Source organism: Pseudomonas syringae group sp. 26L6 (assembly GCF_032587815.1).
GTDB lineage: Bacteria > Pseudomonadota > Gammaproteobacteria > Pseudomonadales > Pseudomonadaceae > Aquipseudomonas > Aquipseudomonas amygdali.
The window spans coordinates 658,705-681,016 of record NZ_JAWHPJ010000018.1 but is presented as its reverse complement, the minus strand read 5'-3'; the positions used below and the strand labels follow the sequence as shown (position 1 = coordinate 681,016).

General features: G+C 55.9%; 17 protein-coding genes. 8 read left to right on the top strand and 9 right to left on the bottom strand.

The genetic code is table 11. The features are described from left to right. Positions 1-6: 6 nt before the first annotated feature. Both RYA97_RS10630 and RYA97_RS10625 read left to right on the top strand, forming a co-directional pair. Positions 7-4,704, top strand: a complete 4,698-nt coding sequence (locus RYA97_RS10630) for a Tc toxin subunit A (RefSeq protein ID WP_316892248.1) — start codon at positions 7-9, stop codon at positions 4,702-4,704. 511 nt (positions 4,705-5,215) lie between these two features. Continuing rightward, the gene (locus RYA97_RS10625) at positions 5,216-7,831 is read left to right on the top strand and encodes an insecticidal toxin complex protein (RefSeq protein WP_316892247.1); all 2,616 of its coding nucleotides are present in this window, start codon (positions 5,216-5,218) and stop codon (positions 7,829-7,831) included. 52 nt (positions 7,832-7,883) lie between these two features. Here the strand turns inward: RYA97_RS10625 and RYA97_RS10620 are convergent, their stop codons facing one another. Continuing rightward, positions 7,884-8,906: a zinc-dependent alcohol dehydrogenase family protein gene (locus RYA97_RS10620; RefSeq protein WP_005776975.1), complete on the bottom strand. Its 1,023-nt coding sequence runs from the start codon at positions 8,904-8,906 to the stop codon at positions 7,884-7,886. A 309-nt stretch (positions 8,907-9,215) separates the two neighbouring features. On the opposite strand from RYA97_RS10620, the gene RYA97_RS10615 reads away from it, so the two are divergent. Beyond that, positions 9,216-10,130: a LysR family transcriptional regulator gene (locus tag RYA97_RS10615; RefSeq protein WP_002553328.1), complete on the top strand. Its 915-nt coding sequence runs from the start codon at positions 9,216-9,218 to the stop codon at positions 10,128-10,130. Here RYA97_RS10615 and RYA97_RS10610 read toward each other — a convergent pair. After that, on the bottom strand, positions 10,097-10,561 hold the full coding sequence (locus tag RYA97_RS10610) for a hypothetical protein (protein WP_005776973.1): 465 nt from the start codon (positions 10,559-10,561) through the stop codon (positions 10,097-10,099). The genes RYA97_RS10615 and RYA97_RS10610 overlap by 34 nt on opposite strands. A gap of 383 nt (positions 10,562-10,944) precedes the next feature. Here RYA97_RS10610 and RYA97_RS10605 point away from each other — a divergent pair, with 383 nt between their 5' ends. Further along, positions 10,945-11,637, top strand: coding sequence for a hypothetical protein (locus tag RYA97_RS10605; RefSeq protein ID WP_002553325.1), 693 nt, complete (start codon positions 10,945-10,947; stop codon positions 11,635-11,637). Positions 11,638-11,743: 106 nt separating this feature from the next. On the opposite strand, the gene RYA97_RS10600 is transcribed toward RYA97_RS10605, so the two are convergent. After that, positions 11,744-12,931 (bottom strand): MFS transporter, encoded by a 1,188-nt coding sequence (locus tag RYA97_RS10600; RefSeq protein WP_010197402.1) that lies wholly within the window; start codon positions 12,929-12,931, stop codon positions 11,744-11,746. Positions 12,932-13,041: 110 nt separating this feature from the next. On the opposite strand from RYA97_RS10600, the gene RYA97_RS10595 reads away from it, so the two are divergent. Then, positions 13,042-13,668 carry a TetR/AcrR family transcriptional regulator gene (locus RYA97_RS10595; protein WP_005776963.1) on the top strand — a complete coding sequence of 209 codons (627 nt, stop codon included), beginning with the start codon at positions 13,042-13,044 and terminating at the stop codon, positions 13,666-13,668. Positions 13,669-13,769: 101 nt separating this feature from the next. Further along, on the top strand, positions 13,770-15,623 hold the full coding sequence (locus RYA97_RS10590) for an ABC transporter ATP-binding protein (protein ID WP_005745112.1): 1,854 nt from the start codon (positions 13,770-13,772) through the stop codon (positions 15,621-15,623). 92 nt (positions 15,624-15,715) lie between these two features. Here the strand turns inward: RYA97_RS10590 and RYA97_RS10585 are convergent, their stop codons facing one another. Both RYA97_RS10585 and RYA97_RS10580 read right to left on the bottom strand, forming a co-directional pair. After that, the gene (locus tag RYA97_RS10585; RefSeq protein ID WP_117139422.1) at positions 15,716-16,684 is read right to left on the bottom strand and encodes an ABC transporter substrate-binding protein; all 969 of its coding nucleotides are present in this window, start codon (positions 16,682-16,684) and stop codon (positions 15,716-15,718) included. An 87-nt stretch (positions 16,685-16,771) separates the two neighbouring features. After that, positions 16,772-17,590 carry a phytanoyl-CoA dioxygenase family protein gene (locus RYA97_RS10580; RefSeq protein WP_003364393.1) on the bottom strand — a complete coding sequence of 273 codons (819 nt, stop codon included), beginning with the start codon at positions 17,588-17,590 and terminating at the stop codon, positions 16,772-16,774. Positions 17,591-17,698: 108 nt separating this feature from the next. Between RYA97_RS10580 and RYA97_RS10575 the strand changes: the two genes are divergently transcribed. Next, complete coding sequence (locus RYA97_RS10575) at positions 17,699-18,607, top strand: LysR family transcriptional regulator (protein ID WP_117139351.1); 909 nt, start codon at positions 17,699-17,701, stop codon at positions 18,605-18,607. A 98-nt stretch (positions 18,608-18,705) separates the two neighbouring features. Next, positions 18,706-19,578, top strand: a complete 873-nt coding sequence (locus RYA97_RS10570) for a LysR family transcriptional regulator (protein WP_117139352.1) — start codon at positions 18,706-18,708, stop codon at positions 19,576-19,578. A gap of 54 nt (positions 19,579-19,632) precedes the next feature. On the opposite strand, the gene RYA97_RS10565 is transcribed toward RYA97_RS10570, so the two are convergent. From RYA97_RS10565 to RYA97_RS10550, 4 genes are all read right to left on the bottom strand, one after another. Beyond that, positions 19,633-20,058: a VOC family protein gene (locus tag RYA97_RS10565; RefSeq protein ID WP_003364399.1), complete on the bottom strand. Its 426-nt coding sequence runs from the start codon at positions 20,056-20,058 to the stop codon at positions 19,633-19,635. Positions 20,059-20,236: 178 nt separating this feature from the next. After that, positions 20,237-20,782, bottom strand: a complete 546-nt coding sequence (locus RYA97_RS10560) for a nickel transporter (protein WP_117139353.1) — start codon at positions 20,780-20,782, stop codon at positions 20,237-20,239. A 7-nt stretch (positions 20,783-20,789) separates the two neighbouring features. Next, positions 20,790-21,083, bottom strand: coding sequence for a metal-sensing transcriptional repressor (locus RYA97_RS10555; RefSeq protein WP_117139354.1), 294 nt, complete (start codon positions 21,081-21,083; stop codon positions 20,790-20,792). A gap of 113 nt (positions 21,084-21,196) precedes the next feature. Beyond that, positions 21,197-22,309 carry an NADH:flavin oxidoreductase gene (locus RYA97_RS10550; protein WP_117139355.1) on the bottom strand — a complete coding sequence of 371 codons (1,113 nt, stop codon included), beginning with the start codon at positions 22,307-22,309 and terminating at the stop codon, positions 21,197-21,199. Positions 22,310-22,312 lie beyond the last annotated feature (3 nt).

Genomic DNA, 22,312 nt, shown 5'->3' with positions numbered 1-22,312 from the left:
ACAACCATGGCCCTACCATCCGCTTCCCTCGAAAAAAGTTCATCTCCGACCTACGCCAGTCTGTTTCCGGAAAACCTAGCGCACACCACCTCCGCGGGCGCACTGGATTCCAGCGACGGGCCTCTTGCCTACCTGAGCGATCTGTATCAACGAGCCATCAAGCTGGAAATAATGGCCGACAACAAGGCCATCAAACTCGGTGTCCGACGCCCTGCGCTGGGCGATCTGCTGCTTGACGAAACCAGCGCCCACCAGACCGTATCCGCGCTAAAACTGGTGATCGATATACTCGCTCATCCCGCGCAGATGCTGGCCGGCATTACACCATTGCCGAATGCCATCGCCGCATCGGGCAGTCATGCAACGCTGCCATTCCATCTGGCTTTCCAGCAAATGCGGGCGGTGCTTGAGCAGAAGGGCATAACGCTGTTCGATGTGCACAAGCTTGCGTCTTATGATTATCCCAACTTCTGCTACCAGAATTTCCGCCAGAAAGACCTGCGCGCGGCCATACTCTCGGGCAGCGGCCTTGACCCGTCCCTGCACACACTGCTGCTGGACAATGAGACTGCGGCAAAAGCCGATTTTTTCAAAACTGCCTACGGCGTAGCCGGTAGCGCAACCGAGGCTCTGCTGGCGATCAGCGATGTAGCCCTGTTTCGCCACCAGACCGGGCTGAGCGAACAGGACCTTTACGACCTGCTTGCCCTCAAAAGTACGGACGATGGAAAGCAGACCGGCTTCAGCACCACGGTAAAACGTTCCGAACACCTCCCTGTCGCATCGCAAACAGAGGTTGCAGCCAGTCAGGTTTACGGTGCCTCGTTTATCAACAATGCCAGCAGCCCGGCAATCGCCATTACAGTGCCCGCTGACAGCTCGTCAGGCCAGCAACTGACCAACGTCAACGCCAGCCATTTCGCCCGCCTGCACAAGCTCATTCACTTGCAGCGCTTCCTCGGCCTGCCGTTCGCTGACGTCGATACGCTGGTAATGTCCGCCTTGCGTGCAGAAGGTCAAACCAAAGATTTCCACTTTACCGCCAACACGTTGCGAGCAATCAGCGTGTTCCGTTACCTGCATCGTGATTTCAAGGTCAGCGCATGGCAGTTTGCGACCATGCTTGGCGCGTTGCCGGTATATTCGGTGGGTCAGGCATTGCCCGCTCTGGATACCGTATTGGGTGCGCAGGCCGCCAACGGTAACGACAGCAATCAGACCCGAGTGATATTCGATGACGCTGAGTTCGATCTGGATACCGACGCGGGCCAGGCTACGCTGGCGCAGATGTGCTACGCACTGAAGATCGACGAACAGACCGCCAGAGATTTCGTTGCAACTACACAGCGATTCCAGCAACCCGCCGCAAAAGGCGCCCCGACAAAACTGCCCAAACGAACACTGACCTTGTTTTCTGCGTTATATCGTCAGGTTTACCTGCCGCGCCTGTTGAGGCTATCGCCGCAGGCCGGGGCCGGTCTGATGTCGCTGCTGTTCATCGGCAACGACGACCTGCTCAAGCAACTGGCTGGCGCACCGACGCTTCTTGATAAAGACGATCAGCCGGACATCCTCGACGTGATAATGGCTGCGGTGAACCTCACTCAGTGGGCGAGGCTGCAAAACATCGGTCTGGATCTACTGGCGTTGCTGCTGACGCCCACGCCGGATATCGAGGCGAAAACGCTCCCCGCTCCGGCCGACTGGCTGGAATTGATCACGGAATCTGCAGATCGGCTGGGCAAATCATCGCTGACAGAAGCCAGACTTGCATCATTGGCCGCTGTGCAGCAGGTTGCACTCAAGGACGACAAGAATACCTGGCTGCAGCTTTTCAACCCTCTGATTGACACAGATGGCTGGGTCAAGGCAATTCCCGTATTCCAGGGCCAGGACCGCTTGGCGGCGATCAATGCTCAGATTTCAATCTGTCTGACGGGCGCGTTAGCACAGAGTGATGCATTGGATGTAGATGCCTACCTCAAAACCGGTGAGGCCTTCGCCGCGCAGATCAATGGAGCGCTGATCGCTCAGGAAGATGTTATCAAGTCGTTGGGGGCGGCGCTGTCAGGCAATAGCAATCAGCCTGGTCGATCGGTATTGAGTGAACAGCACGTATTGCTCCTGTTGCGCTGGCTCGACATCAGTACCGCTACCTTGCTCAATGAAATAAAAAACAACGCAATTCAGGCGGGCAGCCAGAACACGTTCAGCAAAAGCGCATTCGTCATGTGGTCAGAGCTAAAACGCCATGCCGAACTGATCATGCGCTTCAACCTCAGCCCCGCCGGGCTTGAGTTGCTACTGGAATACCCTGAGCAAATGGCCTTGGACGAGTCGGGATCAAGCCTTGACCTGTGCTACCAGCTTTCATGCCTTGGCAATTGGGTCAAACGCGCTCAGGAGACTGGCTATCAGGAGTCCGATGTTCTGGATTATCTGCAGGCCATCAACAGCGATGGAGACGAGTCAACAGGACTTGAGGCGGCAGAGCGACTGGCGAAGTTGATTGGCTGGAACGCTGAAGAAACGCTATGTGCCGTGGGGACTACGTATCTGCCGGAGCCAAAGCCTGCGCCAGAGGCCACCAAAGTTATCGTCAAACCAGATCGTAAGACATTTGCCGATTACCTCGCCAGCCTGGACAAGAGCTCCAGAGACACCGTCAACGGGAATGGAGGAGTCTCATATATTGCACAAAACTATTATTGGACCCTGGACATCAACAATGTGTATTCAGGGATAAAGCCGATATTCATGTCGTTTCAAAAATTTTTAAGCGATAACCCTGGACCGCTGATCGTTAGTCCGGATGAGTTCACTGAAGTCTATTCGCAAAATAAGGAAAGAGCTGAGTACCTGAAGAAAAGTGGCAAACTCTTAAAATTTAAAGGTCAGATTCTCGGCTTTACTGACCGCACGCGAACCGGGGACCCTTTAAATGGGCTGCTGAACACGGCACCCAAAGAAGTAGCTGAAGCCAAACCGATTCAGAAGAGAGCTTTCAATGTCGCCGATGTCGATCAGGTCCTGCGCTTACAGTTGCTTTGCCAGAAGACAGGGCTGTCATGCCAGTCGCTTATCGCATTGACTGCACTGGATGCAAAATCATCCTATGGACAGGTTCAGTCACTTGCCACGCTGTTGTTCGCAAGTTGTGATGAGGCCGAGCAGCACGCTATCAATATTCCGCTCAACGAAGCGTGGCGAGATGCACTGGTTGGCTACCTGCTGATCAACTTGCCCAACACGCCTGACTACAGGTTTTCCACTGCTGCCGACGCCGACGATCTGTCCAACTTTCTGCTGACCGACGTGCAGGTTTCCAGTGAAGTCATGACCAGTCAGATGGCGCATGCGACGGCCAGTTTGCAACATTACCTCAGCCGATTTTTCGCACACCTGGAACCGGGTTACGACACAGCGGCGCGGAATATTATTGCTGACGCGGACGACGAATGGCGTCGCTATTGCAACCAGTACGCGCGCTGGCGCAGTTGGCACCAACAGGTCAGCCATCCGGAAAACCTTATCCAGCCAGCCTTGCGGCCCGGCAAGAGCCAACCATTCGTCGAGCTGGAAAATGAACTGAATCAGGGCAAACTGACCAACGACATGGTGCAACTCGCGGTGGCTAACTACATCGGCAAGTTCGAGCACGTCAGCAACCTGCAAGTGGTCAGCGGCTACCTCGACGGCTTTGACCCGGTAAGCGATACCTACCATTTCATCGGCAAGACCAACGTCGAACCGACTGAGTACTACTGGCGATCGCTGGATATCAGCAAGCGCGATAATCTGGGGCAACTCAGCCCGCTGGCATGGAGTGAATGGGAGAAAATCGGCTTGCCTCTGAGCGGGCAGATCGTGCAAACACCAACCACAGATGGGCAAACGCTGGATGTGATTCGTCCGATCATCATCGCTGGGCGTCCCTATGTGATCTGGGTCGAACGCTCGACCACTCCGATACCCAGCGCAGACGAAACGAAGCAGACGCCTACAAAGTTCAGAAAAATTACCGTGCATTACTGCTATAAGCAGATAGATGGGCTATGGAGCCCAGCGAATGAGTTGCTGGCCCTGGACGGGACAAAGGATGGCAAGCGTTTAAAAGATGAAAATAACAATTACCTTAAAGACGACACTTACAAACCCGGGCTAATTGCTATTGTGGACGAACATGGCAAGCGCGAGAACGACCCCTGGTTGATCGCACTGCTTTACGATGCAACGACAGAAGACAAGCCTGAAAGAGAGAACCCTGTAAAAGGACAGCCAAAAATACCAGGTAAAAAGAAGGATGCGCTAGGAACGAAAGATTATGATTTTTTTGTTCAGGCGCGTGACTTGTTGTTGATTGATGAAAAAGTGATAGGCGAAGAACACCAAAATGAAGAGGACAAGGAAAGCAAACTGCTTACTGCATTGCATACTGAGTACAACGATGCTAGAAGGATTCAGCACGTGTATGTAGGTGATATTTTATCCAGCCAATCCTACAAACTTGAGTTTCAACTTACTGAAAGCGACTTTCCTATAAAATCGACAACAGATTCAACCAAAGGTGAAAACTTCACCCTCTTTACAAGAAAATATGAAAAAGCAGTTATAGATTTTTTCATTGACAGCACAGTACTTATACAGGATTCTGAACACATAAACGGGCTTGAAATTATATCGCCGAAATACTCGAAGCCGTAGGTATCTCGTCACCTACTAAAAATCAAAAAAAATATGTTTTACAGTTAATGCTCGAATTACTTAACGACATCGGCGACGATGGAAGTAATGAAATTAGGACACAAAACCATTCAGAATTTTTAAAATAAACAACACAATAAATACACCCGAATACTTAATTGAACACATAAAAACCTTAAACCTTAAAACTGCTTCAACAAACGGAAACTTAACTGTCGCACTAACTTTCACATCGAGCAAAATATCATACAGAAAACTTGTATTCACCAACCACGAGCATCTTGTCACCCTCGTCCCAGTCAAGGCGTCGCCGAGCACGCTATCGACTTATGTAAAAAGACCACTGAACAAAACCTTACGTATTTCATTCAACTTTTTGCAGCAAATACCGCTGCCCAACGGCGCATGGTCTGCCCTTCAGGGTGATGCCGCCTTTGCCTCCATACAGCTGAAAATCCTTACCAAAGCTGCCGCTGACGAAACGTTCGTAGAGCGGGCCAGGAAAGAGGTAGTGGCCAATGGGGAGGCTTTTATCGAAGCAGACCTTGATGAGATTTCACCTGGTACTTACCAGGTGGCGTTGGTGGGGGTGGACCACTGGGTGGTCAATCAACTCCATGAAGTCAAAATAGTCTCGTCTCGAACGTTTACTCTATGGGACTGCAAAATCACCCGCAACCCGGAACAGGCCCTTTACCTGGAACTCAGTGGTATGCAAGACCTCCCGTTCAGCACTATCCGGCTCAACACGTTGTTCGGCAAGCAACTGGTCAGCCGGGCCACGCAGTCGGTTGATCGTGTGCTGGCATGGGATACACAGATGCTACTGGAGCCTGCCATCGACGCCGAAAGTACAGTTTCGGTGGACTTCCATGGTGCCAACGGGCGCTACTTCCGTGAATTATTCCTGCATCTCCCGTTTCTGGTCACCACACGTCTCAGCGAGGAGAAACAGTTTCAGGAGGCGTTACGCTGGTGTACTGAGCACTTGTTTGACCCTTACCGCACTGGCACTGGAGAACATGACCAACCTGCGCTGTGGAGTACCAGGCCGCTTGCCGACATCAGCACAGGCACGTCGCAGCTTGATGATTCTGTCGACCCGGCGATACGGGCCTTCACTTCGTCCCGTCACTACCGGCAGGCAGTATTCCTGTTTCTGGTCGAACACTGGCAGCGCGAGGGTGATCATTATTATCGGCACCTCACCCGTGACAGCCTCACGCAGGCCTGGCTCAGCTATCAGCAGGCGCTCAAGCTGATCGGCCAGATTGCCGAAACATCAAGGGGAGACAGCTGGACGGCTCAACCGTTGAAAGGCGTCACCGAAGGGGCGTTCCGTACCCCGCTCAACGCCCGCCTTACCGATCTGCGCAGCACCATCGAACAGCGCCTGTTCAACCTGCGCCACGGCCTGACGCTTGACGGCAAGGCAATGCCATTTTTGCCACTCTACGCAACCGACGATCCGTTCAGCCATTCATCCGGGAAAGCCGGTGGACTCAGTTCCACCTATAATAGTGCCTTCGGCCTGATACCGGTCTATCGTTTTCCCGCACTGGTAACGAGGGTGCAGCAAGCAATAAGGGTGTTGACCGACATGGGTCGTCATCTGATGCATCTTATGGAGAGTGAATTTGACACATCACTGTCGGTGCAGCTACAGGACCAGCAAGTCCAGCTTGCTGACTTCACAATAAAGCTCCAGGCAGAAGCGCTCAACGCTGCCCAGGCAGGCAAACAGACGCTGATATCGGGTAAGCATGCAATAGATTTACGGCACACGTTTTATAGGGATCAGGTCTCCGAGGGGAAAACTGATCTTGAGTCTATAGCACTGCGTTGCAAGGTCGATGCTGCGTACATGGAAACTGCGACGTCGTTACCAGAGGCCGTGAAAGGAACGCTTGATGCGCTGCCCAATGTTTTCGGTATGGCAATGGGTGGTCAGGAATTTTCTGCTCCGGTGTCTGCCGCGATTGGTGGTGCTCATGCTTTGAGCAGAGCACTGGCCTTCGCGTCGGACAGATTGACTACCGAGGCCGAATACGAACGTCGCTCAAGAGGCTGGCAACTTGAAGTGGATCTCGCCGCTTTCGAAATGGCGACCCTGAACCAACAAATCGTCGAACAAGACATACTTATAAAATCTGCAGCAATCGCCGTCGAAGAAGCAAAAGCTCAGCGTATTGCAATGCAGGAAGCCTATGTGTCGATGACCACCGGCTTCACTATCATTCCTACCTACAACTGGCTGGTCGCGCGGATGAGCACTGTCTACGCCCCGGCCTACGATGCGGTATTGTCAATGGCTCTCGCCCTCGAAGGCGCCTGGCGCTATGAGATAGGCGACTACGAACATGCGCAGTTCATTCGCACCGGCGGTTGGAATGACAACTTCCGCGGCATGCTGGCCGGAGAGTCATTGCAACTGGATGTGCTGGAGATGGAAGCGGCTTACCTGCAGTCTTCCGAACGGCGCATGAACATTCGCAAAACGGTTTCGCTCAGATCCCAAGTAGGTATAACCGACGACGGTAAATGGCTTAAGACGTTGCAGGAACTGGGCACCAAGCCTCTGATGTTTTCCTTGAGAGCTGCTGACTTCGACCGTAACTATCCCGGGCATTATTTGCGTCAGCTCAAGCATGTGTCGGTGTCCTTCAAGTTGCAATCCAGTGATCCGGACGGCTTGCAGAACCTCTGCGCTGTGCTTAACCAGACCGGCAGCACCACGCTGGTCAGACCGGATATCGAAGCCGCCAGGCTTTTGTACGAAACACGCAAGTCCAACCCGTACCTCAAGACCAATCTGCGCGCGCAACAGCAAATCGCGCTGTCTTCCAGCCTGTCGGACGACGGCCGGGGCATAGGCAGCGAAAACTGGCTGTGCGAGCTGATGTTCGACGATGGGCGCTATTTGCCTTTTGAAGGGACAGGCGCGATATCGAACTGGACGCTGGAATTTCCAGATGCAGAAGTTGTGAAGCAATTCATAGGAAAAGACAACAAAGCTGCGGTTACCGACATTCAACTGCACATCGTCTACACCGCCGCAGAGGGTGGCAGTCAGTTCGCGTCATCCATCAAGCAATTATTGAAGGAGCAGGAAACGCCAAACTCCTGAATGCAAAAGCCCTCCAGAGCGGAGGGCTTTTTTATTACAGGGCAAAAAAATATTAGACCGATTCGACTTCCAGCACCGCACGCCCACCAATCGGGCAGACGTCCATGTAACGGTGCGCCTGCACCACCTGCTCGAACGGGAAGCTGCGCGTCTGCAACGGCGCAAGTACCTTGTCGGCGGTCATTTGATTGATCTGCTGCAAGGCGCGTTGCAGTGCAGCCTCATCCTGAGTAATACCCAGCTCAGGCTTGCCGGTGAAATTGCCCAGGCAGTGCACGTAGAACTGAATGTTTTTCTGGAACGCAGCGCAGGCCGGGAACGGCGTCTGATTACCGCCTTGCAGACCATACAGCACCAGGCTGCCGCGTGGCGCGAGCACATCACCCATGATCGACATCTGCGGGCCACCGAGGCCATCGAAAACAGCATCGACACCACGGTTTTCGGTGTACTTGTTGATTGCCATCAACAAGTCCTGCTCTTCGGTGACCACCACCTTGTCGGCACCCAGCGACTGTAAATACTCACGGGCATCTTCAGTTTTGGTCGCGGCGATCACTCGAACGCCCAGCGCCTTGCCCAACTGCACGAAAGCAGGACCGGAACAGTGGCTGGCGTCGGTGACCAGCACGGTTTGCCCGGACTTGATACGCGCCAGGTCAACATAGGCAAAGTACGCCACCAGATACGGTGTGTAATGCACGCTGGCCTCGACCGGCGAAAGCACATCCGGGTAGCGAGTCAATGCCCGACGCGGCAATACGATGGTTTCACCATAGACCGGGTGCTGGTTGGCATCGGCTGCCGGAAAGCTGGCGACCTTGTCGCCGACTTGCAAATCGTCGACCCCATCGCCCAGCGCAGTCACCACGCCAGCCATCTCATAACCCAGGCCGGCAGGCAGCCTGGCCTGGGTAGACGCGAGATTTTGTCGCCAGAGAACGTCGTACCAGCTGACACCGATGGCCTGGACGCGCACCTGCACCTCGCCGGTAACAGGCGACGCGACAGGATGCTCTTCGAGCTTGAGCACCTCGGCCGGGCCAAACTGGTGAAAACGGATCGTGCGGGACATTTAGAACCTCGCCTGGTAAACCTTGATGCCACAAACTTTATCCGGGCATTGCCGGGAACACTATCGGTGGCTATTGATAGTCGACATGCCTGTCATCGATTGTGTCCTGTGAGCTGCATGTCGCAGCCAGAAAGCGTCTGGAAGCCACGATGCGCAATGGCCGCCATTGTTCGCATGTCGACGAGACATTGCAAGCCATGTGGACATTCCGTGGCCTTGCCATTAATTTTCCCTGCGCCAGACCCGCATTTGCTCGTACTATCGCACCCTGCTCACGTCCCAACCGACAAATGGCCCGAGATATTCCGCATGAATCGTAACGACCTGCGTCGCGTCGACCTCAATCTGCTCATCGTTTTCGAAACCCTGATGCATGAGCGCAGCGTTACGCGTGCGGCGGAAAAGCTGTTTCTGGGTCAGCCAGCCATCAGCGCCGCGCTTTCTCGGCTGCGCGGCCTGTTCGATGACCCGTTGTTCGTGCGTACCGGGCGCAGCATGGAGCCCACCGCCCGCGCCACAGAAATATTCGGCCTGCTTTCCCCGGCACTCGACTCCATCTCGACAGCGGTCAGCCGTGCTTCAGAGTTCGACCCGGCCACCAGCACTTCAGTGTTCCGCATCGGTTTGTCGGACGACGTCGAGTTTGCCTTGCTGCCCACCCTGCTCAAACGCCTGCGCTCTGAAGCTCCAGGGATCGTGCTGGTGGTCAGACGAGTCAATTACATCCTCATGCCGCCATTGCTGGCCTCGGGTGAAATCTCGGTCGGCGTCAGCTACACCCAGGACCTGCCTGCCAACGCCAAGCGCAAGGTTCTGCGCAGGAGCAAGCCGCAATTGCTGCGCGCCGACTCGATACCCGGCCCCTTGAGCCTCGACGACTTCTGCGCCCGCCCCCACGCACTGGTCTCTTTCGCCGGCGACCTGAGCGGGTTCATTGACGAGCACCTGGAAAAAATCGACCGCAAACGCCACGTCGTCCTCGCCGTGCCGCAGTTCAATGGCCTGGCGACACTGCTGACCGGCACCGACATCATCGCCACCGTGCCTGATTATGCCGCGCAGGTGCTGACGGCGGCTGGCGGCGTTCGGTCTGAAGACCTGCCGATCGAGACGCGTACGTTTGAGCTGCACATGGCCTGGAGGGGCGCGCAGGATAATGATCCGGGGGAGCGTTGGTTGAGGTCGCGGATTCAGATGTTTTTTGGGGACCCGGATAGTTTATAGGGGTCGTCGAGCAGGCTTTGTATCATCATTGCTAATTCAGAATTATCCGTTACTTCAGCGCTACCTTTTAGTTCACTTGCAATATCAGCGAAAGCAGCATACACATCAGGAGCTTTCCGTATCAACTCCAATCTGGCCGGGGTGCTCAACCCAATCTGCACCAGCGCAGTTGATAGTAAAGCACGCTCATCAGGCACTTTAAAGGTCAAGCCACAATCAAAGGGATCGTTGAAAGTTTTAGGCTTCGCGCAGAACAAAGTATCGCTTTCGAAATTATCAAGGGCACCATTAGTAATACCCCGAAACTTAAACAGTTTGTTGGGAAGAAGGGGAAAAGCAATTTTTTTGGCCCTCGCAGCAGCACCAGGCTTGTCATACTCTTCGCGTATGATTTTTCTCAGTAACTCTTTGTCTTTTTTGACATCGACCATCAACGCTATCCTTGACGCCTCGTTAGTACAAAAGCGGGAGTGAACACGATTCCCCGAGGATCGAGACCGGCAAACGCTGCCAACCCATCAGATAGCCTGTCGCGATACTGCATATGCGCAAAACCATTTCGCCTTTCGCGCATCCGGCTCCGTGTCAAAGGTGCCCAAAGACCTGACTGAGGGTAAAAAAGTGTGCAATTGCGTGCCCCAGAGTCAGCCAATCACCACAAGCCCAATAATGTCGCTGAAGGTGCCAAGTCACACCTCCCGGCTAATGACCCGTGACATCCTCGCGTTGCTCCACTAAATTACGCCCCCCGAAACGCCCTGAGCCTTTCGCGCCTCACATCTGAAATGCCTCAAACCTGAAATAGTGAAATTCAATGCCTGATTCCCAGACCAACGAAGCCCTGACCTCCTCCAAGCTGGAATACGAAAGCGCAATTGGTCTTTCCCAGCACGTGCCGCAGGCCAAGACCATCAGCGAGATGGTGCTTGATGCGTTCCAGACCGCCAAGGAAAGCGAAGAAATCCGTGAGCTGCGTGCAGCCATTCGCCTGGCGCAGGATGAGCACGATGACGACAAAGCTTACGAACTGATGGGCCAACTGAAGCGCCTCAAGGATGCCGAAGCAGCAGACAGCGCAGCACTGGCTGATCTTGGCACGCAGTTCCCGATCAGCCGTATCCTGTCCAGCTACAAGAATGATCCGGCGTTTCAGGAGCTGGTATATGGCCTGGCGCTCAAGGTGCTGAACCAGACGCATCAGGCGATCAGCAACCCCAATACCGCCAAGAGCAAAACGACGCGTGCCCGAAAGGAAGCCGAGGTCTACACCATCAGCAAGGATGGCCAGAGTGTCAGCCTGCCGTTGCGCACCCCGCGTTCCAACCTTAATGTCGACCGCGAAGCTCTCGAGTTTCTTGGTTTCACCTTTGTCGGCGAAGGCGACACCGCCGAACTGCAGGAAACAACCTTCGTCGACAATGAAGGCAGCGAACTGCCGGTGACCCGTAAAAACATCGTCACCGCCCTGCAACAGGGTAAGGCATTCAACGCTTACAGCATTGCGTAATGACGATCGGCCGGCGATGCGATAACGCCAGGGCGCTCGCCTCGCCGACGACCATGTGTTGAGCGAAGAGCAAGTCCAGTGGTTGTCTCCAGCCACTGGCAACGATTTACTCCATCAGCCGATCGCCTCTCGCAAAACCATGAGCCCGCGCACGCAGCGCAATAACCAGGCTCAGCACTAACAATGCAAACAAGACCCACGTAAACGAGCTCACGCCCCACTGTCCAAGCAATACGCCGCCCAGTAGCCCACCGCCTGCAATAGCGCTGTTCCAGACAACGACATTCATCGAAAGCGCCACATCAGCGCCCTCACCTGCCGAGTCGGCGAGCGCGGTTTGCAGAAGCGTGGCGGCCCCCCCAAAGGTCAGGCCCCAGATAAATACGCCTACATAGATGGCCAGGGCCGAGCCAGAAAACAGGCCCAGGAACACCGAAACCGCCGCAAAGCTCGCGAGGCTGGCCAGCACGGTCTTGCGTAAATGACGATCAACCAGCCGTCCCGTTACCCAGATGCCTGCCAGCGCGGCGACACCAAATGTCAGCAATACCAAATCAACATCACTCGCCAACCCAGCCTCGGAAACAAACGGCGCGACGTAGGTATAAAGAATGTTGTGAGCCAGCATCCAGGTGAAGACCACTCCCAGTACCGAGCGTACGCCCGGGGTGAAAAAGACCTGACGCAATGCCATGCGCTTTGAAGCGGACTGGCCAGGGTAATCCGGCACTTTGATCAGCACCCAGATGACCAACAGCAGGGTCATTCCGGACATCAACCCGAATGCCATGCGCCAGCCCATCAACCCGCCCAGCCAGGTTCCCAGAGGCACGCCCAATGACAACGCGATTGGCGTTCCTACCATCGCGACCGCCAGCGCGCGGCCCTGCAATTGCGGGACGACCATACGTCGTGCGTAACCCGCGATAAGGCTCCAGGCCAGCCCCGCAGAGACGCCAGCGAAAAACCTCGCGATCAGGGTCAGCCAGTAGCTGGAAGACAGCGCAGTGACGGAATTGAATATCAGGAAGCCGACAATCGTCAGCAACAAGACTGTTCGGCGGCGCCAGCTCTGCGTAGCGATGGTCAGCGGAATGGCTGCCAGCAGTGAGCCCAACGCATAAACAGTCACCATTTGCCCTGCAAACGATGCCGAGACTCCCAGGCCACTGCCGATTTCGGGCAGCAAACCCGCAGGCAACGTCTCGGTCACGATGCAAATGAACCCTGTCATCGCCAAAGCCAGCAATGCCCCGAGCGGAAGTTTTTCGCACTGTTTCTCGTCTGCCGTCATTCGAATCTCTCCACTAATATACTGATCGATACAAATATAGGCAGGACATCCAAGGTAGTCAATGACTTATGTATCGACTAGTATTTAAATGATTCTGAAGGAGACCTGGCATGGCAAAGATGGGACGTCCGCGCACGTTTGACCGTGACGTGGCAATCAATCAGGCGCTGCATTTGTTCTGGGAGCATGGATACGATGCGACATCCTTGAGCCAATTGAAGGCGAACATAGGCGGAGGCATTACCGCGCCAAGCTTTTACGCCGCTTTTGGCTCGAAACAAGCGCTGTTCAATGAGGTGATGGAGCGCTACCTCGCCACCCACGGTCGGGTTACCGACAGCCTGTTTGACAACACTCTGCCGCCCAGGGAGGCGATTGAACTGACCCTTCGCCGGTCCGCAAAAATGCAGTGCGAGCCCGATCATCCCAAGGGATGCCTGGTGGCGTTAGGCCTGATGAGCGCTTGCACGGAAGAGAGCAAGGCTATTTCCGCACCGCTCGCAAAAGCCCGGAACCTGAATCGTGCGGGTATCGTTGCCTGCATCCACCGCGCCGTTGCCGCAGGGGAGCTGCCCGCGACGGTGATACCGGAGACCCTCGCTGCTGCGTTCGACAGTTTTCTTCTGGGCTTGTCTACACTGGCTCGCGACGGTGTTCCCTATGCCACACTGGATACTGCAGTCACTCAAATGATGGGACTGTGGGATAGCCTGCGTAGTGTTGCCGACGACCAATGACCCGTAAGCTCAGAAACCTCTGCATTCCCTGGTAATGCCTCGACGCATTGTGCACAGGCGTCCAATGCCAGAATCTTCACTAAATCCTTTCGGAGACCACCATGCTTCGCGCGTTTGAAAAATGGCTCGACCCCTTCCCGCCCGACGAAGTGCCGCCGCCTCCTGACGGTCTGGTGCGGTTTCTCTGGGCCTGCACACGGGGGGCTCGTGGCTATATCCTGGCGCTTGCGCTATTGAGTGCCGGCGTATCGATTTACGAAGCGTGGCTGTTTTCTTTCCTCGGACAGGTCGTGGACCTGCTGTCGGCGTGGAAGGCCGGCGACGCGACGGCCATGCAGGAAAGTAGCGTGCTGTGGGGCATCGGTCTGGTACTGCTGACCAGCATCGGGCTGGTGGCGTTGCGTACGATGGTGCAGCACCAGGTATTGGCGATCAACCTGCCATTGCGGCTGCGCTGGGATTTCCATCGGTTGATGTTGCGCCAAAGCCTTTCTTTTTTCTCCGATGAATTCTCTGGCCGTGTCACCACCAAGGTGATGCAGACGGCCCTGTCGGTGCGTGAGGTGCTGTTCACCCTCATCGAAATCGCACCCGGAATCGGGGTGTACTTCATCGCGATCATTGCATTGGCCGGCGGCTTCGACCTGAAGCTGATGCTGCCTTTCATTGCCTGGATCGCCCTGTTCGGTCTGGCCATGCTGTATTTCGTGCCTCGCCTGGGCAAAGTCGGACAGGAGCAGGCTAACGCGCGCTCATCGATGACCGGGCGTATCTCGGATGCCTACACCAACATCACCACTGTGAAGCTGTTCTCCCACTCCAAACGCGAGGCGCACTTCGCACGTGCTGCAATGGAGGACTTCAAGCTCACCGGCTTTCGCCAGATGCGCCTGGTCAGCCAGTTCGAGATCGTCAATCAGGTATTGGTCGTTGCGTTGATCATGGGTGCAGGTGGTTATGCCCTGTGGCTGTGGCACCAGGGTCAGGTTGGCACCGGTGCCGTTGCAGCGATTACCGCCATGGCGTTGCGCGTCAATGGCATGTCGCACTGGATCATGTGGCAAATGACCTCGCTGTTCGAGAACATTGGCACCGTACAGGACGGTATGGAAACCTTGACCCGCGGCCCCAAGGTTCAGGATGCGCCGGATGCAGCCGCCCTGGTCACCACGGGTGGTGCGGTAACCTTTGATAATGTGAGTTTCAATTACAACGGTGAACGTCAGGTGCTCGATGCCCTGAACCTGACCATTCGGCCGGGTGAAAAAATCGGCCTGGTGGGTCGCTCCGGCGCCGGTAAGTCCACACTCATCAACCTGCTGTTGCGCTTCTATGACGTGGACGAAGGAGCGATCAGCATCGACGGGCAAAATATTGCGCATGTCACTCAAGACAGCCTGCGTAGCGCCATCGGCATGGTCACTCAGGACACGTCCCTGCTGCACCGTTCCATTCGCGACAACATCGCCTATGGCCGTCCCGACGCGACTGATGCGCAAATCCACAGCGCGGCGGCCAGTGCCCAGGCCGATGGGTTCATCAGCCAACTGAGCGACAAGCAAGGCAATAGCGGCTACGACACTTTGGTGGGTGAGCGTGGCATCAAGCTGTCGGGCGGTCAGCGTCAACGTGTCGCGATTGCCCGGGTGATGCTCAAGAACGCGCCGATCCTGCTGCTGGACGAGGCCACCAGCGCGCTGGACTCGGAAGTCGAAGTGGCTATTCAGGAAAGCCTCGATGAAATGATGAAAGGCAAGACCGTGATCGCCATCGCCCATCGCCTGTCTACCATCGCAGCCATGGACCGGCTCATTGTCATGGACGACGGTCGCATCATCGAACAAGGCACCCACTCCGAACTGCTCGGCAAGAACGGCACCTATGCGCGGCTGTGGCATCACCAGAGCGGCGGATTTCTCGGGGAGGATCAGGGTGTGGCCGATATCATCGATTAGGCAGACTGACCAATAGCCCGGCCAGGTCGCTGGTGGCGTACGCAAGCACTCCAGCGGCGATAAGAGAAAGGGCATCCATGCCCTTTCTTGCCTTAAAGCGTTGCTTCGATCTTTTTGGCAGCAGCGTCACTGACCCAAGTGTGCCAGATTTCCGGGTGCTCCTTGAAGAATATCTTCGCCAGCTTGGGTGAATCGATACGCTCCTTGCTCATGCGGGCCAGGTTCTGGTTTAACAGGTCGATCGGCAGATTGACCTTTTCCAGAACGGCTACCAATTCCGACGCCTGCTCGTGAAAGACATTGGAAAGCCCTACCTGAATGCTGATTTTCTTATCGACGCCCGGCTTTTCTTCCAGCTTTAACAGATCGACTTGTCCCATTAACGGCGTCGGCGACCAGTAGTAGAAAAGAATGGGCTCGCCCCGCTTGTAGCTCGACAAAACGGCAGCATCCAACGCCGGGCCTGTACCCGGGCGGAAGTTGGTATAACTGGCTTCCAGGCCATAGCTCTTAAGCATCTCGCTGTTTTCCAACTCGCAGGTCCAGCCCGCCGGGCAATTGTAGAAACGGCCTTTGTCCGGTTCTTCCGGGTCCTTGAAGAGCGCCACGTACTGGGTCAGGTCGGCGATCTTCTTCAGATCGGGAGCCTTGGGCTTGAGGTTGCGTTTGGCATCGCCTTCGACCAGATAACGTGGCACATACCAACCTTCGGTGGCCCCGATAATCGGTGCCCCCACACCGACTACCTTCCCACTGGCCGACGCCTTGTTCCAGACCTCGCTTCGCCCGATCCACTCCTCCGCCAGTACCTGAATGTCGTTATTGCTCAAGGCGCTTTCCATGGTGATGGAGTTGCCTGGCAATGTATCGATCGCACAGCCATAGCCGTCCTTGAGCAATATCTGCAGTATGTCGGTGAGCAACATGCCGCTTTCCCAATTGAGCCCGGCAAATTTGACCGGTTTACCCGACTCGCACCAACCGGCGGCCTGGCTTGCAGCACTGCCGGCAAACAGCCCGAGAGCAATCAGTGTGGCGGTAAGGTTTTTTCTGATCTTCACAATCGCACGCTCCAACACAGTGAACAGGGTTATGGCAGTGCAAATGCTCGTCACATCAGTGGCGAACCTGTTTCATCTACATGAAACTCAAGCTCCTTGATGTATCGTCGGGAACCAATCTTCGCGCAGTCTCTGACCGGTCTGCATCGCATGCCCTGGATACGGTGGAGAGGTCCGTCCTGGACGCTCGAAGTAACGTATATCGTCGCCAAGCCAGCGCAGCGACAAGACACGACGGCGCTGAGCCGACGCATTGCCTCTAGCACCATGCACGGTACGGAAATCGAACAGCACCGCGTCGCCCGGCTGCATCTCCCACTCCAGTACCTGCAGGCCTTGCTCGGTATCAGTATCTGGATCCGGCGCGTCGCGGTACCCGCCAGCATCTTTGTAGAAATCGCTTTGATCGGCCCAGTGCACCGGTTTTATGCCCTTCTCCCAACGGTGTGAGCCGGCAAGCAGCCGCAGCGTCGACTCGCGCACCGGGTCCACGGGGATCCAGAAGCTCACGTTCTGGCTACCTTCGACAAAATAGTAAGGGATGTCCTGGTGCCATGGCGTGGCCTTCTGCGCGCCGGGTTCCTTGACCAGAACATGATCATGAAAAAACTGTGCCGATCTGGAGCGCATCACGGCAGCCGCGACAGACGCTGCCGGTGAATCCTCGACCATGGCGCGAAACTCTGGAATCCGCTGCCAGTTGCAATAGTCGTCGAAAAAGCCGCCCGGTTTGTCATCCTTCTCGACGTAACGGCTGGCGTAAGCACCCGGCTCGGCGAGGTTGCGCTCGATTCCGTCGGCAATGGTGCCGATCCAGTCGCGGAAAACGCCGCGCAGGCAAATTGCGCCATCGCGCTGAAAGGCCTCAATGTCTTCTGTCGTGAGGGCAAACGAATGTTGTGTCATGGCCTGAAACTCCCTCGAAGAAGAATAAATGTGGGCAAGGGGCAAATATTTCATGACACTCAGCGAAGATAAAATAATATGTATTGATTTATCACCCAAGAAATTCTTATGAAGTTCAGTCTGCGACAACTCCGTTATGCGCTCGCTGCCGCCAAACACAGCAATCTCACGTTGGCGGCCGAAGAGCTGCATGTTTCCCAACCGTCAATTTCAACGGCGATTACCGAACTCGAGCAGCTTTTTGGTCAGCCGCTGTTTGTTCGTCAACGCGGACTGGGCGTATCGCTTACGCCTTTCGGGCGTACAGTGATGGCACAGGCCAGGCGGGTTCTGGCCGAAGCCCGGACGTTTTCAGACATCGGCAGCGACAACAACGACTTTTCCGGAGAGCTGGTACTGGGTTGTTACGAGGACCTGGCACCCTATTGCCTGCCGCAGATCCTCAGGCGCCTGCAACAGGAACATCCGCGAGTGAGGGTCGACATGCGCGAAGGCGGCTTCGACTATCTGGGCAAGCGCCTCGCCGAAGGTACTCTGGAGCTGGCGCTGACCTACGACCTGGGGCTGCCGACAAACATGGCGTGTATCGAGTTGCGTCAACTGACTGCCCATGCCCTGCTGGCGGCTGATCACCCATTGGCAAACGAGCCCGATGTCAGTCTGCACGCACTCAGTGAAGGCAATCTGGTAGTTACTGATCAGGTCCACAGCTGGCAGCACGTGCTGGACCTGTTCAACATGCATGGACTGTCGCCTCAAAGCCTCCAGCGCACCCACAGCTTCGAGTTTCAGCGCAGCCTCGTCGCCAACGGATTCGGTGTTTCCCTGACCTATACCAGGCCCTTCGGCGACCGCAGCTACGACGGTCAGCCCTTGGTGTGTCGCCCGATACGCGAAACGCTGCCCACTCAGCGCATCGTACTGGCCTACGATCAGCGCTATCCGTTAACGCCGCCCGCCGAAGCATTCAAAAACCAGGCCGTTGCCTGGTTCCAGGAAAGAGTACCTTTTGTCTGAGGCAGCGCCCGGGCGCCTATGACGCTGAAGCGGCGACAACCCGCCAACAACAAAATAAACAAATGCATTTTTAGCAAAAATACAATTATTCTTTGCCCATGATCAAAGAACTGAAAACGTTTATCGCCGTGGCAAGAGAAGGCACGTTCGCTGCGGCGGGCAGCAAGATCGGGCTCACCCAGGCCGCTGTCAGTGCGCAGATGCAGCGCCTTGAAGCTGAACTGGGCGTTGAGCTGTTCGACCGAAAAGGACGTTCAGCCCAGCTCAACCGCATGGGGCAGCAGGTGTTGTTACAAGGTCAGGATCTGGTGCGCCAGTTCAGCAGCCTTGGCACTACGACAGTAGGGCTACCCGCGAGCGTGCTGGTGACCATCGGCGCAATTGCCTCTGTACAACGCTCCTTTCTGCCGGAAGCGCTGGCTCGGTTTCATCAGCAATTCTCCGCGTGCAGGACGCGCGTCATTCCCGGCCTGTCCATGGACCTGGTCAATCAGGTGGACGCTGGCGAGATCGACATGGCAGCGATCATCCGTCCGCCCTTCTCACTGCAAAGCGACTTGCGCTGGACAACGCTGGTCCGTGAACCCTATCGCCTTATCGTGCCTGCTGACATGCAGGGGGATGACTGGGCCGAACTGATTTCGGCTCATCCATTCATTCGTTACGATCGATCGTCATTTGGTGGCCGACAGGTCGATAAGTTCCTGCGCCAGACCCATGTCTCGCTGCGCGAAGTCTGCGAGCTCGATGAACTGGATGCGATTATGAAACTGGTCGCCAACGGCGTCGGCGTCGCATTGGTTCCGGAAACGGCAACCCTGCAGAGATGGCACGCCGGTGTGCGCTCTATCGACTTGACAGAGCATACGTTCCATCGCGATATCGGGCTGGTACATCGCGCTCGCCGCAGCCTGACCGAACCGGTAACCGCGCTGGTCCAACTGATCAACGAACACGCTCTGACTCGTTAGCGCTGCGCCCGCTCTAGCAGACCTGGCGCAACATAGTGTGCGCCAGGCTTTTTACTATTTTGCGAACAGCTGACTCATGTCTTTGAACGCCTTGAACTCAAGCGCATTACCGCAGGGATCGAACAGGAACATGGTGGCCTGCTCACCCACCTGCCCCTTGAATCGAATGTAGGGTTCGATGACGAACTCGGTGCCGAAGGATTTCAAGCGCTCGGCCAGAGCTTCCCACTGAGCCCATTCCAGAATGATGCCGAAGTGCGGAACCGGAACGTCGTGACCGTCTACCGGGTTGCTGTGCACGCTCTCTTGAGAGGCGGTTTTCGGGTGTTCATGAATCACCAACTGGTGCCCGTAGAAATCGAAGTCGACCCACTGATCGCTGGAGCGCCCTTCGGAAAGACCGAACACCTCACCGTAGAAGGCACGTGTCGCGGCCAGGTCATAAACCGGGATTGCAAGGTGGAAAGGAGAAAGACTCATCAGGACTCCGATTTCAGCTCTTGGTGGCGTGTGAAAGCGGGCAGCGTGCTCGCTGTCCGGCGACTTATTCAAGTTCCACTCATGCTAAGGCCGGGCGATACCAATAAAAATCAATATATATTTTAAAGATGCACAAATTATTTTTGTGATAGCGGCCACGCTCAAGCACCGGGCCAGCTCACGAATGCAGGCTGATCCAGCCGTTGACCCCTACATACATCCCAACACAAATAATCAGGACGCTGGACAGGTAAGGTGCGTGTCGAGCAGCTGCACTGAGCCAGGGGAAACGATTCGAGGCTTTTCGCGCACCGATGGCGGCGGCAGCGCCAACGGTGACCAGCGTGACGGCGAGACCCAGGCTGAAACAGATCACCATCATCGCGCCCAGGGTGACCTGCTTCACCTGCAGGCACAGCAGCAACACGGTGATGGCTGCTGGGCAAGGGATAAGCCCCCCGGTCAAGCCGAACATCAGGATCTGGCCCAGATACATCCCGCCGATTGCCACCAGCCAGACGACGGCGGTGTGCGAAACGGTAGCGGCGACGCCGAGCATCACGGCCTGTTTCACAGAGCCACGAATGGCCACAATGAACGCCGCCATCATGGTTTTTGAATACCCGGGCTCCAGCCCGTGCAACGCTACCAGCAGAATGGCACTGGGGAAATACAGCCAGGCGTGCGAACCCCCTTGCTGCAACAGCTCGACGAAGTTGGGCACGTGAGACCTAGAGGTATTTGGTGATTTGCTTGAAGGCTTCCAATGGTGCGCGCTCGCCCCTGGCAAGTGAACCGAGCGTGTCTTCAAGGCAGTGATCGATATAATCCTGAATCAACGTACGCTTGGCCTGGCACACCGCTTTCTCGACCGCGTGCAGCTGCTGGGCGATATCCACACACTCGCGCCCTTCTTCGATCATGGTGATGATGCTGCGCAAATGACCGTCGGCTCGTTTCAGGCGCTTTATAACAGCTGTATGGGACAGGTGCGTATGGCCGTGGGGGTGGTCGTGTTCACTCATGGCTTGAGCTCTGGCCTGGACAATTCAGACCGGCGCTCTATCCCCCCAGGGAGGATAGAGTCAAAGGTAATGCAGGATTGGAACCGGAAGCGAGCCCACCTATGAAAACCTGTTCAATTCATCCCGTTGAATGCCAGCTCGCTGTCCTTGATGTTGGCAATCGGCCCGAGAATGGCTGGATCGAAGTCGCGGAGTGGCTCGCCCTGACGCAACAGCTGTGGCAGGTCCGGATTGGCCAGCGCGCCCTTGCCCACTGCGATGATGTCCGCCCCCTGATGAAGCACCTGGTCGGCTTTTTCCGGGTCGTGCAGGCCGCCATTGGCGATCAGCGCAACGCCTGGCGCGTAGCGTCGGGCCAGTTCGACCAGGCTGGCTTTACCTTGGGCAAAGGCCGGCTGCCATGCTTCGTGTTCGGTTACATGGATGTAATCGACGCCGGCACCGGCCAGCGTAGCGAAAATGACTTCGGCATCGCGCCCGCCCCCCGCCCATTTATGTTGAAAGTCGTTGACCTTGCCTTGTGAAAGACGCACACCCACCGGTGCCTGCCCGGCGACCTTTTTCACCGCGGCGATGACCTCAAGCGTCAGCCGCAGACGCTGTACGACCTCACCGCCCCATTGATCGGTGCGTTGATTGCTGTAATCGGTCAGAAACTGGTCCAGCAAGTAACCATTTGCGCCGTGAATCTCGACACCGTCAAAACCCGCAGTGCCTAAAGCCAGCTGCGTGGCACGGGCGAACCCGTCGATGGCCTCGGCGATATCCTTGTCGCTCATGGCTCGCGGAATTCGATAGCTGCCCGCGCCGTAATAGAACGCCATCTGTTCGCCGTTGGGACGAATGGCCGAAGGGCCCGCCGACTCGCTGACGAAGCGATTGGCCTGGCTGAGTGCGCCTGCGTGCATGAGCTGCGCAATCATGACACTGCCATGCCGGTGCACAGCATTGGTCGTGGCACGCCATGCCTGAGCCTGCTCGTCATCGGTGAGCCCGGGCTGGAAGCGGTAGCCTTGGGAAGAACTGCGATCTGTATAGTTGCCCTCGGTGATGATCAGGCCAAAACCACCCTTGGCGAACCGCTCGTAATAGCGCGTCATGTTCTGCGTTGCACTGCCCTGCTCGTCCGCGCTCACGCGTGTCATGGGTGCCACCGCAAACCTGTTCTTAAGTTTGAGATGACCCATGTCGAACGGGGCTGTAACGTGTTTGTTTATCTCGCTCATACT